General features: G+C 64.3%; 12 protein-coding genes. 4 read left to right on the top strand and 8 right to left on the bottom strand.

Annotation, left to right across the window (positions count from 1 at the left end; genetic code table 11):
* Positions 1-127: 127 nt before the first annotated feature.
* From HTY53_RS24730 to HTY53_RS05830, 4 genes are all read right to left on the bottom strand, one after another.
* On the bottom strand, positions 128-412 hold the full coding sequence (locus tag HTY53_RS24730; protein ID WP_238508903.1) for a relaxase domain-containing protein: 285 nt from the start codon (positions 410-412) through the stop codon (positions 128-130).
* Positions 413-614: 202 nt separating this feature from the next.
* Positions 615-1493 (bottom strand): NAD(P)-dependent oxidoreductase, encoded by an 879-nt coding sequence (locus HTY53_RS05820; RefSeq protein ID WP_174105506.1) that lies wholly within the window; start codon positions 1491-1493, stop codon positions 615-617.
* Between the two features lie 54 nt (positions 1494-1547).
* On the bottom strand, positions 1548-2081 hold the full coding sequence (locus HTY53_RS05825) for a TetR/AcrR family transcriptional regulator (RefSeq protein WP_174105584.1): 534 nt from the start codon (positions 2079-2081) through the stop codon (positions 1548-1550).
* A 196-nt stretch (positions 2082-2277) separates the two neighbouring features.
* Positions 2278-3147, bottom strand: a complete 870-nt coding sequence (locus tag HTY53_RS05830; protein ID WP_174105507.1) for an NmrA/HSCARG family protein — start codon at positions 3145-3147, stop codon at positions 2278-2280.
* A 122-nt stretch (positions 3148-3269) separates the two neighbouring features.
* On the opposite strand from HTY53_RS05830, the gene HTY53_RS05835 reads away from it, so the two are divergent.
* Positions 3270-4196 (top strand): LysR family transcriptional regulator, encoded by a 927-nt coding sequence (locus HTY53_RS05835; RefSeq protein ID WP_174105508.1) that lies wholly within the window; start codon positions 3270-3272, stop codon positions 4194-4196.
* Between the two features lie 151 nt (positions 4197-4347).
* Here the strand turns inward: HTY53_RS05835 and HTY53_RS05840 are convergent, their stop codons facing one another.
* The 3 genes from HTY53_RS05840 to HTY53_RS05850 form a co-directional block, all read right to left on the bottom strand.
* Positions 4348-5859: a tripartite tricarboxylate transporter permease gene (locus tag HTY53_RS05840; RefSeq protein ID WP_174105509.1), complete on the bottom strand. Its 1512-nt coding sequence runs from the start codon at positions 5857-5859 to the stop codon at positions 4348-4350.
* Positions 5856-6299 carry a tripartite tricarboxylate transporter TctB family protein gene (locus HTY53_RS05845; RefSeq protein ID WP_174105510.1) on the bottom strand — a complete coding sequence of 148 codons (444 nt, stop codon included), beginning with the start codon at positions 6297-6299 and terminating at the stop codon, positions 5856-5858. Before HTY53_RS05845 ends, HTY53_RS05840 begins: the two co-directional genes overlap by 4 nt.
* Positions 6300-6390: 91 nt before the next feature.
* Positions 6391-7368, bottom strand: coding sequence for a Bug family tripartite tricarboxylate transporter substrate binding protein (locus tag HTY53_RS05850; RefSeq protein WP_174105511.1), 978 nt, complete (start codon positions 7366-7368; stop codon positions 6391-6393).
* 134 nt (positions 7369-7502) lie between these two features.
* On the opposite strand from HTY53_RS05850, the gene HTY53_RS05855 reads away from it, so the two are divergent.
* The 3 genes from HTY53_RS05855 to HTY53_RS05865 all read left to right on the top strand — a co-directional run bounded on the left by HTY53_RS05855 (position 7503) and on the right by HTY53_RS05865 (position 11161).
* Positions 7503-8177: a response regulator gene (locus HTY53_RS05855; protein WP_174105512.1), complete on the top strand. Its 675-nt coding sequence runs from the start codon at positions 7503-7505 to the stop codon at positions 8175-8177.
* Positions 8164-9639: a sensor histidine kinase gene (locus HTY53_RS05860; protein WP_174105513.1), complete on the top strand. Its 1476-nt coding sequence runs from the start codon at positions 8164-8166 to the stop codon at positions 9637-9639. The genes HTY53_RS05855 and HTY53_RS05860 overlap by 14 nt, the downstream gene beginning before the upstream one ends.
* Before the next feature lie 220 nt (positions 9640-9859).
* Positions 9860-11161, top strand: coding sequence for a cation:proton antiporter (locus HTY53_RS05865; RefSeq protein ID WP_238508913.1), 1302 nt, complete (start codon positions 9860-9862; stop codon positions 11159-11161).
* Between the two features lie 189 nt (positions 11162-11350).
* On the opposite strand, the gene HTY53_RS05870 is transcribed toward HTY53_RS05865, so the two are convergent.
* Positions 11351-11881, bottom strand: coding sequence for a carboxymuconolactone decarboxylase family protein (locus HTY53_RS05870; protein ID WP_174105514.1), 531 nt, complete (start codon positions 11879-11881; stop codon positions 11351-11353).
* Positions 11882-12029: the final 148 nt, after the last annotated feature.

The following is a 12029-nucleotide window of genomic DNA, read 5'->3' on the forward strand; positions in this document are numbered from 1 at the left end:
CTGTTCCTTATCTGCATGGGACAGCGCTGATCCGGCCCCATGCATATCGTGCTCTGCAGCATCGGCTCATGCCTTTGACAAACAGTTGTGGCTGAACACCGCGACAACGTGTGAACCAACGGCACCCTCATGGGGGCGTTCTATCAACGCAGCAACTCTTCTTAATCCGAATTCGAATCCAGCGCTGTATGGGGAGCAACGACGTGCACGCACTGATCGCCGCGCTGACGCCACAGAGCAAGGCCGCGCGACTCGGGGAGCTAACGCCAGCCATCGAAGCCAAGCTCCGATAGCCCAGGACCATCAGCTCTCGCGCCACCTCGACCTGATACACACTATCGATCGCCTTCTTCGCGTGAAAGAGATCTTCGTTCAACAAGGCGCGCCAGGCGCCATCCGCGCGCTGGGTCATATTCAGTACCACTGCATGCGTATGCAGCTGCGGGTCCTTGCCGCGAGTCACCGTGGCGGAATTTGGCGATCACCAGATTGGCCGCACGCTCCTGAACATCGCTCCGATATGGGCGCGCATGGAGGCCGACATTTGTCCGCTGAATGCCATCTCGCATAGCAAGGCTTAAGCACGCAGACGTTTGCTCGAGGTCTCGTACCTCTCATGCCTGCCCTGCCCGGCGTGCCGACGTCCGCGACAACGCCGCCCAGTCCAGATGGCCTTCATCGTGCGCGAGGCTTTCGATGTGGGCATCGCGCAATGCGCTTGCCAACGGCAGCGGTACGTTGACCTGCTCGGCTGCCGCCAACGCAAGACGTATGTCCTTGAGGCCGAGAGCCAGCTTGAACCCGGCCGGCTCGAAGCGTTCCTCGGCGATCGCCTTCCCGTAGCCCTTGTAGACCGGTGCGGCAAACGCCGTCGACGTGACCAGTTCAAGAAAGTCGGCCTTGTCCACGCCATGCCCCTGTGCCAGCGCGACGGCCTCGCCCATGGTGCCGATGGCACTGGCAATCATGAAGTTCACCGCGAGCTTGGCGGCATTGGCCTGCTCGGGCCGCTCTCCCAGGTACCAGGTCTTTTGGCCGAGCACGTCGAACAGCGGCTGCACGGCCGCCACCGTCTCGGCGGCGCCAGCGGCCAGGATATTGAGCTCTCCGGCTTCGGCGACATTCACCCGGCCGAGCACCGGTGCGGCGACGTATCCAATGCCTTGCGTCTGGTGCAGCGCCGCCAGTTCGGCCCCCAAGGCGACCGATACCGTTGCCATGTTCACATGGATTGCCCCGGGCTTGAGGACGGCCAGCATTCCCGCTTCGAGCACGGCGGCGCGTGTAGCAGCGTCGTCCGCCAGCATCGAGATCATGACATCGGCATCGGCGGCGGCTTCCCGCGGTGTGGCGGCGCTTTCCGCGCCGAGCGCGGCGAGCTTCGTCATCGGTGCCGGCGAGCGGTTCCAGCCGCGCATGGCATGGCCTGCCTTGACCAGATTGATTGCCATCGGCAGGCCCATCGTACCGAGGCCAAGAAATGCGATCTTCATACAGGTCTATCCTCGCTCAAATGGAATTGGTCATTTCCTAAATAGGCAAGAAAATCAGGCGATCGCCTTGAGCGCGGCGTCTACCACGGCATGCATGTCTTCGCGGCTGCGGCGTGTCTTGCCGACCACGCGCATGCCTTGCGTCAGGCACAACAGCATCCGCGCGGCCGCCTCGACATTGACGTGGGCGGCAATGGAACCGTCGTCTTGTCCCTGGCGGATCAGCTCGGCGAGGAACGCTTCGTTACGTGCGAGCGCCGTGGTGATGTGGTCGGCCAGCGGTTTCTCGAACGCCGACAGCCCCACCGTGCTGCCGACAACAAGGCATCCTTGCCGGCCGGTCGCCCCGTGAGACGATTCGGCATAAAAAACCAGCGTCTTGCGCAGGCGTTCCAGGCCAGTACCGCCCTCGCCAATGGCATGGCGCAGCTTCTCCATCCGCTGCGCGCGGTATCGGTCAAACGCCGCCAGGAAAAGCTGTTGCTTGTCCTTGAACGCCTTGTAGAGACTCCCCTGCGCCAGACGCATGGCGTGAGTCAGGTCGGAGATCGACGCACCGTGGTAGCCCCGTTCGCTGAATACACGCACGGCCCGATCCAGCGCCTGATCGACGTTGAATTCGCGCGGTCTGCCTCGGCCGCGCGAGTGGGCGGAGGCTTGATGATGGGTCGCCATGCTGTGGATATCGCTCAATTTGGAATTGATCGTTTTCCAATATAGCACGGGTTATGGACTAGCGTGCGGTGCCGCGCTGCCTCGGGTCAAGGTACGCATTGACCTGGCCTCATGCCGATGCCGCGACCTGCGTGGCAAATTCGCGATAGGAATGAAGCGGTCGACCCAGCAGCGCGGTCAGCCGTTCGACGTCGCCGGCCTCGGGGATCATTCCCTCGGTGATGAAACGCTCGCTCATCAGGCGCATGTCGAAGGCCATCCAGTTCGGCATGAACTGCCGCAGGTTCTGCTCGAACGCGGCGGTGTCGTCGCCCGGATAGGCGATCCTGCGGCCAAGTACCTCGGTCCAGATCGCGGCAACATCCACGCCGGTCAGCGTGTCGGGGCCGACCAGGTTGATCCGGTCCAGTGGCAGCGGCATTGCCGAACGTTCCCGGCGCAGCAGTTCGATGGCCGCGACCTCGCCAATGTCCCGTGTGTCGATCATCGCCAGGCCCTTGCTGCCGATCGGCATCGGATAGACGCCGTATCCGGTCACCACGTCCTTGATGGTGAGGTCGTTGTCCATGAAGTAGGCAGGACGCAGGATCGTGGCATTGAGCCCCATCTGCTCGATCATGCGTTCGACGCCATACTTGCCGGCAAAGTGCGGCACGTTCGGATAAAGGTCGCTGTGGATCACCGACAGATAGACGATCCGCTGGATGCCGGCCTCGCGCGCGACGTTGAGCGCGATCAACGCCTGGGTGAATTCGTCCGCCACTACCGCGTTGAGCAGAAAGAGCGTCGAGACGCCGGAGAAGGCGCTGCGCACCGAGTCGACGTCGAGCAGATCGCCTCGGACCACGTCGACGCCCGCCGGGAAATTTGCCTTGGAGGGATCGCGGACGAGCGCGCGGATATCGGCTCCGCGCTTGACGAGTTGTTCGACGACTTGGCGGCCGACCGTGCCGGTGGCGCCGGTAACGAGAATGGTCATGGTGATTCCCTTGGTTGCGGGTTGGGGTGCGGTTGTTGGTGCGTATGAAGCAACCATAATGCGTTTCACATGCAGAACAAAGACTCTAAAATGCAGACAACCCGTTCCGAATATGAGACACCATGGACCTGAATGCCCTCGAGGATTTCCAGCTGGTAGCCGCTCACAGCGGCTTTGGAAGAGCCAGCCGTGCCAGCGGCCGCTCCAAGGCGACGCTGTCGCGGCGTGTGGCCGATCTTGAAGAAGCCCTGGGCATTCGACTCATCGAGCGCGGCGACCGCAGCCTGGAACTGACCGAAGCCGGCCAGTTGCTGCTGGCTAGAGTCGAGGGACCGCTGCGCGAGGTTGCCGAAGCGGTCGCGGCGGCGCGGGATGGCCTTGCCGCTCCGAGAGGCCGCCTGCGTATCGCGGCACCGCTGCTGTTTTCTCAGGTCGCGCTCGGGCGGCTCGCCGCTGCGTTTCAGGCGGCCCACCCCGAAGTCCAGATTGAAGTCGTGTCCGAGGACCGTCTCGCCAATCTCGTCGAGGAGCATTTCGACGTCGCCATCCGCATCAACCCGCGTAAGGACAGCGCACTGGTAGGCAGGTGTTTCGCCAGGGACCGACTGGTCCTCGCCGCGGCCCCGTCTGTTCCAATGCCGAAGGGGCCCAGAGATAAGACGTTTCGAGTACCGGCTGTCGTGATGCCGAACTATCGAGACGGTGACATCTGGTCCGTCCGGGATGGCGGGCTCACGATCGAACCACTACCTGTGCTGCGGCTGTCCTCGCTGCTGACCGTTCGCGATGCCGTGGCCGCCGGCGCCGGGGTGGCCATGCTGCCGCAGTCCATCATCGGAAGCCTGCTGGAAAACGGCGAACTGGTGTCCTGGGGCACGGCCGGCGACGAGGTCGAACTGTGGGTTCTGCACACGTCTCGACGCCTGCAAAGTCCCAAAGTGCGGGCCTTTGTGGAGTTCATCTGCAACCAGTACCCCGATGGATCATTCGTGGTGCAAACGTACGCCGATACGCCGGTTGGCGCCGAGCGCCGCAGGCCGCGCCGGTGATGACATCGCCAGCGTCCGTCATGCGTGGATGCGCGGCGCCTACGCAGTCCCGCACCAGGCGCGGCGTCCATGCCATCGCCTTTCAACCTCGCCCGTTACTTGTCGGGCATTCCGAGTTGGCATGGCCACCTCCTCTGAAATGTTCCGGGCCTCACGCCGCTTGCCGGCGTACACCGCGCAACCGCCGGACAAGAAACGGTGCAATCAGCATCGTGATCGACGCCGCCAGCAAGCCGGCCGAAATCGGGCTCGACCACAACACCGCCACCTCGCCATTCGAGATGGACAGCGCGCGGCGCAGGTTCTGTTCCAGCATTTCGCCCAGAACAAAACCGAGGATTAGCGCGGACATCGGGAAATCCATCTTGCGCAGGATGTAGCCGAATACGCCGAGCGCCGTCATCAGCACCAGATCGAAGGTGGTGGCATGCACGGCGTAGACGCCGATTGCGCTGATGGCAGCGATGGCTGGCACCAGCATCCACATCGGTGTGGAAAGCGCCCGCGAGAACAGATTGACCAGCGGGATGTTCAGCACCAGCAGCATCACGTTGCCGATAAACAGCGACGCGATCAGGCCCCAGACGATATCCGGCTGCTGCGTAAACAGCATCGGACCGGGCGTGATGTTGTACAGGGTCAGCGCGCCCATCATCACCGCCGTCGTACCCGAGCCCGGCACGCCCAGAGTCAGCATCGGCACGAAGGAGCCGGTCGCCGAGGCGTTGTTGGCCGCCTCGGGTGCCGCCACGCCGCGAATATCGCCATGACCGAAGGTACCGTTAGTGCCGTAGATGCGCTTCTCGGTCATATACGTGATCGCGCTGGCAATGGTCGCGCCTGCGCCCGGCAGCACGCCGACGAAGAAGCCGATGACCGACGAGCGTACCGTGCACCACCAGGTCTGCGCGGCTTCACGGGCGTTGAACATCATGCGGCCGGTGTTCTTGACTAGTTGCTGCCCGGTCTCGGTATGCTGCTCCAGCATCAGCATCAGCATCAGCTCGCTGACCGAAAAGAAGCCGATCACCACCACGATGAACTGGATGCCATCGGACAGGTGCACATTGTCGAAGGTAAAGCGGTACACGCCGCTATTGGCATCCACCCCGACGGTGGCCAGCGTCAACCCGATCAACGCCGCCAGCAGGGTGCGCACCGGCTTGTCGCCCACCATGCCGGCGAGGCAGGCGATAGCAAACACCATCAGCGCGCAGTATTCGGCGGGGCCAAAGGCAACCGCCCAATCGGCCAGCACAGGCGCAAATATCACCAGGCCGATGGTGGCAATCACCGAACCGACGAACGAGCTCCACGCCGAAATGGAAAGCGCGACGCCGGCCAGTCCTTTGCGCGCCATCGGATAGCCGTCGATCGCCGTCATGATGGCACCGGCGTCGCCCGGCACATTGAGCAGAATCGACGAAATGCGACCGCCGTACTCGCATCCCATATAGACCGCGGCGAGAAGAATCAGAGCGGTCTCCGGCGGCAGCTTCATCGCATAAGCCAGCGGCAGCAGAATGGCGACGCCGTTGATTGGGCCCAGCCCCGGCAGCATGCCGACCAGCGTTCCGATAAAGGCGCCGATGGCGGCCACCAGCAGGTTCGACCATTGCGACGCAATGCCGAAGCCATGCAGCAGATGTTCGAACGCGTTCATAGCAGGCCCTCGATCAGCGAGCCGATCGGCAGCGTGACTTCCAGCCAGCGATCGAACAGGAAGAACAGGCTCGTACCCATGACTGCCCCCGTCGCCACGCAGGCCCGCCAGCCGCCGCCGAACAGCCGGCCCAGCACGATCGTCAGCAAGGCGGTGGCAATGGCGAAGCCAAGCGACTGGAACACCAGCGCATACACCAGCAGCGCCAGCACCATGATGGCGAGCCGGATGACGCCGCGGCGCTCGGGCCAGGCCACCCTCGGCCCGGGGAAGAGCAGCAGCCAGACGCTGCAAAGTGCCATCAGCACGCACAGCAGCAGCGGAAACGCCCGCGGGCCAACCGGCTCGTAACTGAACTCGGCGGTGAAGCCGGTTGCCACCCACGCGGCGGCGGCGCTCAGCAGCAGCCACGCGATGGCGAAAACGCGATCACTATTCATCGATGTCTCGGCGTATAGGAAGGGGCCGCGAACGCGGCCACCAGGGAGATGCCGGGCCGCCCATGCGCCCGGCGCAGAGGGGGCGACTGGCCTACTTCATCAGGCCGAATTCACGCGCCAGGGTCTGATAGCGGGCGACTTCGGCCTTTACGTAGCCGTCCAGTTCCGGTCCGGTCTTGGCGAACGGAAAGAGGCCCCGGGAGTCGAGCGCCTCGCTGAACTGGCGGGACGCCAGCAAGTTCCGGAACGCGGCGCTCCACCATTGGAAATCGGCATCCGACACCTTCGGCCCCATATAGAAGCCGCGCACGATGGGCCATTGGACATCGAAGCCCTGCTCTTTCGCGGTCGGAATTCCCGACAGCTTGCCGGGCAGGCGCTTGTCGGACAGCACCGCGAGCACGCGAATCTTGCCGGCGTCCAGCATGCCCGCGGCTTCGCCAATGTCGCCAGGCACGACCTGCACATGGTTGCCGAGCAAGGCGGTGATGGCCTCGCCGCCGCCCTCGAAGGCGACGTAGCGCATCGCGCGATGCTCGACGCCAGCCTGCTTTGCCACCAGCGCCGCCTTCATCCAGTCCTGGCTGCCGACCGAACCGCCGGCACCGAACACCACCTTCTGCGGATCGGCCTTCATCGCGGCCATCAGGTCTTTCAGCGTCTTGTACGGCGAGTTGGCTGCGACCGCGACCATGCCGTAGTCGGTGCCGATCGCAGCCAGCCACTTGACGTCGTCCGGGCCGTACTTGCCGAACTTGCCATGCGCCAGGTTCAACAGCGACCCGCTCGAGAACGCGACGATGGCCTGCCCATCGGCCGGCCGCTGCGCGACGACGGCGTTATAGGCCACCGCGCCGATGCCGCCCGGCATATAGGTGACCCGCATCGGCGCCTTCAGCTGGCCGCCGTCCTGCAGCGCGGTTTGTGCCAATTTGCAGGTCAGATCAAAACCGCCTCCGGGCTTGGCCGGTGCAATGCATTCGGGGCGCGATGGCTGAGCTTGCGCGCCGGACGAAAGCATCAATCCGGTCGTGAGCACGGTGGCAACAAGCATGGGAATGGCGGTCATGACGTCTCCTGGTCCGGTCGTTGTTATGGCGCGCGAACACGAATTGACTTCCGCGCGATTGGCCGTATCGTAGAGCCCGATGCTGTCGCGAGCCTGTCATTGCGACTGTCACGGCCTAGCGTTTACCCTATTCCATGCGTTTATTGCTGATCGAAGACCACCAGGATCTCGCAGCCTGGATGGTGAAATCCCTGCGGACGGACGGTTTCGATATTGGTCATGTCCCCGATGGCGAAACTGCGCTGGCGATGCTGCAGAACCAACCTTATGGTCTGATCCTGCTCGATCTGTCATTGCCTGGCATCGACGGCCTGGAGGTCCTGCGCATGGCCAGAGCCCGCGGTGTCGTGGCGCCTATCCTGATCCTGACGGCGCGTACCGAGGTCGCTGACCGCATCAAGGGCCTGGACCTGGGCGCCGACGACTATATCGCCAAGCCTTTCGACCTCGGCGAATTGATCGCGCGTATCAAGGCCCAGCTGAGACGTACCCATGGTGGCCAACCGATGACGCGCTTCGGCGACCTCGCCTTCGACTCGGTTGAGCGCGCCTTTCTGCTACGCGATGAGCCGCTGATGCTGTCCCGGCGAGAGCATGCGGTGCTGGAGGCGTTGTTCATTCGCCCCGGCCGCGTGGTGACGCGCGAAAGCTTGCTCGGGCGAGTGTTCTCGCTGGATGACGAAGTCAATCCCGAGGCCATCGAACTCTATATCTCGCGAGTACGCAAGAAGCTGCGCAATAGCAGAACGACCATCACCGCCGTCCGGGGCATCGGCTACCTGCTCGAAGCAAACCATGGCAGCGAGTGAGAGCCGGCACAGCTTGCGCCGGCGTCTGCTTTGGCGCCTGACTATCCCGCTCGTCGCGGTAGGTATCTTTACCGCTTTCACGTCGTATCGCACCGCCTTGTCCGAAGCCAACCAGGCTCATGACCGCACGCTGTTGGCGTCCGCCCGCGCCATCGCCGAACGGCTGGACTATCGCAATGACAGGCTCGTCGTCGACGTTCCTTACGTGGCGCTGGACACCTTCCAGGTCGATATTCGGGGCCGCATTTTCTATCGGGTGCGAGATCCGGCCGGGCGTTTTGTCTCCGGTGACCGCGACCTGCCCGCCATGCCGAAGGAGGTGCCGCGCAGCGACCACTACCCTGCCCTCGTGCATTTCTACAACACCGACTATCTCGGCACGCCGCTGCGCGTCGCAGCGTTGTGGCAACCGGTGGCCGACGCCCCCGATGGCGGCATGGCCCTGGTCGAGGTGGGCGAAACGCTCGAAATGCGCGACGACATGGCAATGCGGCTGCTGGCGACCACGCTGTGGCAGCAGGCGCTGCTGATTGCCGCCTCGATTGCGCTGATCGCGCTGGCGGTACACGTCGCACTTCGGCCGCTAAAGAATATCGAGGACACGCTACGCGCGCGCGACACCGCCAGTCTGGACCCCATCGATGTTCCCGAGCTGCCGCGGGAAATTCATCCGCTGCTGGCGTCGTTGAACAGCTATCTGGCCAGTCTGCGCAGCATGGTGTCGCGGCAATCCCAGTTTCTCGACGACGCCTCGCATCAGTTGCGCACCGCGCTTGCGCTGGTCAGAACGCAGGCAGACCACGCCGTGCGTACGTATCAGGCCAAGCCGGAATGGCGCGAGATCAGAGACGCGATTGACCGAACCATCCGGCTGACCAACCAGCTGCTGGCGTTGGCACGTACCGATGCCCAGCCGCCGCATGCTGCGCCGGGGGCTGCGTTGCATCGGCTCGACCTGACGGCGTTGTGCCGGGCGGTGTCGGCCGAGTGGTATCTCGCGGCGCGCGAGCGGCAGCTGGATTTCGGCCTGAGCGCCCGCGACGAGGTGCACGCCTACGTCAACGGCGACGAAGGTACGCTGCGCGAGATGCTGGCCAATGTGCTGGACAACGCCGTGCAATACACGCCGGCCGGAGGACGGGTGGAAGTGACGGTGATTGCCGGGGCCACCACACACCTGGTGCTGATCGACGACAGCGGCGTAGGCATTGCCCCGCCGTTGCGGGACAAGGCCTTCGAACGATTCGTGCGCCTCGGGGACCTGCGTCAGCCAGGCAGTGGCCTGGGCCTGGCGATCGTGCGGCAGATTTGCGAAGCGCATGGCGGACAGGTGCTGCTGGAAGACGGGCCGGATGGGCGCGGACTTCGGGTCCGTATCGAATTGCCCGCAGCGCCTGAGCCCCGCATTGCTTCGCCCATCCTCGCCCCTGCCTTGCCGCGCAAGGCAAACGGCCCGCTCTGAAATCATCTCGCCGTAGCCAGGTTCTGCAGTACGTGGAAACGAACAAAGGGCGACGGACGCGGGTATGATTGCCCGCGGCGGGCCCGTAATGCTGCACCCGCCTCCGCCAGGGCGAAACTCGGGATGGGCTGCCGCTGCGGGGTTCCCCCGGTTCCCGACACAGCAATACCGGGGCTCCCTACTCCTGAAGTCCGCGAAGCGGCTTGGCAAGGAGATCCGTGTGTTTGCGATCTGGGCGTTGGTGATTGGCGGACTGATGGTGACGATGGGCCTCATCGGCTCGGTCGTGAAACGGATGCCCATTGCGCCCTCCGCGCTGTACCTGCTGTTCGGCGTGGCGCTCGGGCCCGTTGGCGCCGGCCTGATCGCGCTCGATGTCCACAATCCGAGCCACGTTGCTGCGCTCGAGATCATCACCGAAATTGCCGTGCTGATCTCGCTGTTCGGCGTTGGGCTGCGCTTGCGCGTCCGCATGTCGTATCGGATATGGCGCTTGCCGGTCCAGCTTGCCAGCGTGGCGATGCTGCTCACCATCGCGGGGATATGCGCGGTCGGAGTCGGTTGGCTCGGCCTGCCGCTCGGGGCGGCAATCCTGGCCGGCGCCATCCTTGCGCCCACCGATCCGGTGCTTGCGTCCGACGTACAAATGGCGGACACCGAAGACCGGGACATCGTTCGACTGAGTCTGACCGGGGAAGGCGGCCTGAACGATGGCACGGCATTTCCCTTCGTGATGCTGGGCCTGGGCCTGCTTGGCTATCACGAGCTGGGCCCCGGCTTGACGCGATGGATTGCCGTGGACCTGATCTGGGCAACCGTCGGGGGCCTTGGCATCGGCGCCGCGCTTGGCTTGCTGGCCAGCAAGACGATCCTGGCCTTGCGCATGCGCTTCCATGAGGCTGTCGGGCTCGAGAGCTTCTTCACGCTGGGTCTGATCGGCGTGTCCTATGGCGCCGCATTGTCGGTGAGCACCTATGGCTTTTTGGCGGTGTTTGCGGCGGGCGTGGCAATGCGTCAGGTCGAACGCGACGAAAACCCCAACACCCCGCCGGACGAAGTGCTCGGCACCCTTCCCGTCAAGGGCCTCGAACAGGTTGCCACACACGAGCACAAGGCCGCGGCGTATCTGACGCAAACCGTATCCGAGTTCTCCCTCGACGTGGAGCGTCTGGCCGAGCTATGCGTCACCCTGCTGATCGGCGCCATGCTGACACGGGCGACCTTCAGCGTTCCCGCGCTGGGCTGCGCCCTGCTGCTCATCCTGTTGATCCGGCCGCTCTCGGTCTATCTCTCCACGGCCGGCATGGGCTTGCGGCCGGCGCAACGACGGCTCACCGCATGGTTCGGCATCCGAGGCATCGGCTCGCTGTACTACCTGGCCTATTCGCTGGTTCATGCACCCGATATGGCGCACGCCGACCTGCTGCTGCAGATCACCTTGTGCACGGTCGTCGTGTCGATCGCGCTGCACGGATCGACCGCCACGCCGCTGATGGCCATGTACCAGCGGCTCCGCAGGTGACAGCGCTTTTCGCGCTGCAGAGGGTCCGGTGCACGCATGGACCAATCGAGGACATGACGCGCCGATTGGCATGGCCCTTGCGAATAGTCCCCTTGCGAATAGTCAACGAATCGCTTGCTTGCGTGGAACCGGCCGGGAGCGACCCCGCGCGTCCAGGCCCGACCAAGTACCCAGCCGCGGCGATACCGCTCAGTGTGGCGCCGCACCGGCATTGCCCTGACCCGTGGCCTGCAGTACCTCGCGCACCGCATTGGCCGCATCGATGGCGCGCGGAAATCCCGCGGTCACGGTGGTCAGGTAGACCACCTCTTTCAATTCTTCGGGCGTCACGCCCAGCCGCAGCGCGTAGCCGGCGTGGATCTTCAGCACCTGCGTGTGCCCCTGCGCCGCGAAGGCCGCCACGGCGGCAAGCTGGCGCGTGCGGTCGTCCAACCCGGGCCGGGACCAGACATCGCCCAGCGAGTAGTCGACGATCGCATCCGCCAGCGGCGGAAAGTCCTTGCGCAATGCGTTCAGCACCGGCTGGCCCGCACCGCCGGAAAGTTTGTCCATAGTGGCGTTGCCACGCTCGCGCGGCGTGCGTTGCGCGGGCTCGTTGCCTGCCACCCCCTGCGCGTACGCAGCGCCGAAGGTCGCGCTGACGTAGACGGCGGCCAGTACCAGGGCGGGGTCGACGGAACGAAGGCGGGCAAGGAAGGCGAAGCGATGGCGAACTGGCATGACAGGCTCCTCGGTCATGATGTTGTCTGACCGAAGCATTGTCGGCTGCCCCGCGGAAGGCGCGAATACCTATTGGTCTGCGATGCTTGCCTGATTCTCTTCCAGGATGCCGTCTCGGCGCCGTTCCTGACCCGCAAAGGCGGGTGGC

Origin of the sequence: Cupriavidus gilardii, assembly GCF_013314895.1 — a bacterium.
In the GTDB taxonomy this organism is placed as follows: Bacteria; Pseudomonadota; Gammaproteobacteria; order Burkholderiales; family Burkholderiaceae; genus Cupriavidus; species Cupriavidus gilardii_C.

Coding starts and splice junctions, on each gene's coding strand:
- HTY53_RS24730 (WP_238508903.1), bottom strand. CDS start 412: ATGACCCAGCGCGCGGATGGCGCCTGGCGCGCCTTGTTGAACGAAGAT.
- HTY53_RS05820 (WP_174105506.1), bottom strand. CDS start 1,493: ATGAAGATCGCATTTCTTGGCCTCGGTACGATGGGCCTGCCGATGGCA.
- HTY53_RS05830 (WP_174105507.1), bottom strand. CDS start 3,147: ATGACCATTCTCGTTACCGGCGCCACCGGCACGGTCGGCCGCCAAGTC.
- HTY53_RS05835 (WP_174105508.1), top strand. CDS start 3,270: ATGGACCTGAATGCCCTCGAGGATTTCCAGCTGGTAGCCGCTCACAGC.
- HTY53_RS05840 (WP_174105509.1), bottom strand. CDS start 5,859: ATGAACGCGTTCGAACATCTGCTGCATGGCTTCGGCATTGCGTCGCAA.
- HTY53_RS05845 (WP_174105510.1), bottom strand. CDS start 6,299: ATGAATAGTGATCGCGTTTTCGCCATCGCGTGGCTGCTGCTGAGCGCC.
- HTY53_RS05850 (WP_174105511.1), bottom strand. CDS start 7,368: ATGACCGCCATTCCCATGCTTGTTGCCACCGTGCTCACGACCGGATTG.
- HTY53_RS05855 (WP_174105512.1), top strand. CDS start 7,503: ATGCGTTTATTGCTGATCGAAGACCACCAGGATCTCGCAGCCTGGATG.
- HTY53_RS05860 (WP_174105513.1), top strand. CDS start 8,164: ATGGCAGCGAGTGAGAGCCGGCACAGCTTGCGCCGGCGTCTGCTTTGG.
- HTY53_RS05870 (WP_174105514.1), bottom strand. CDS start 11,881: ATGCCAGTTCGCCATCGCTTCGCCTTCCTTGCCCGCCTTCGTTCCGTC.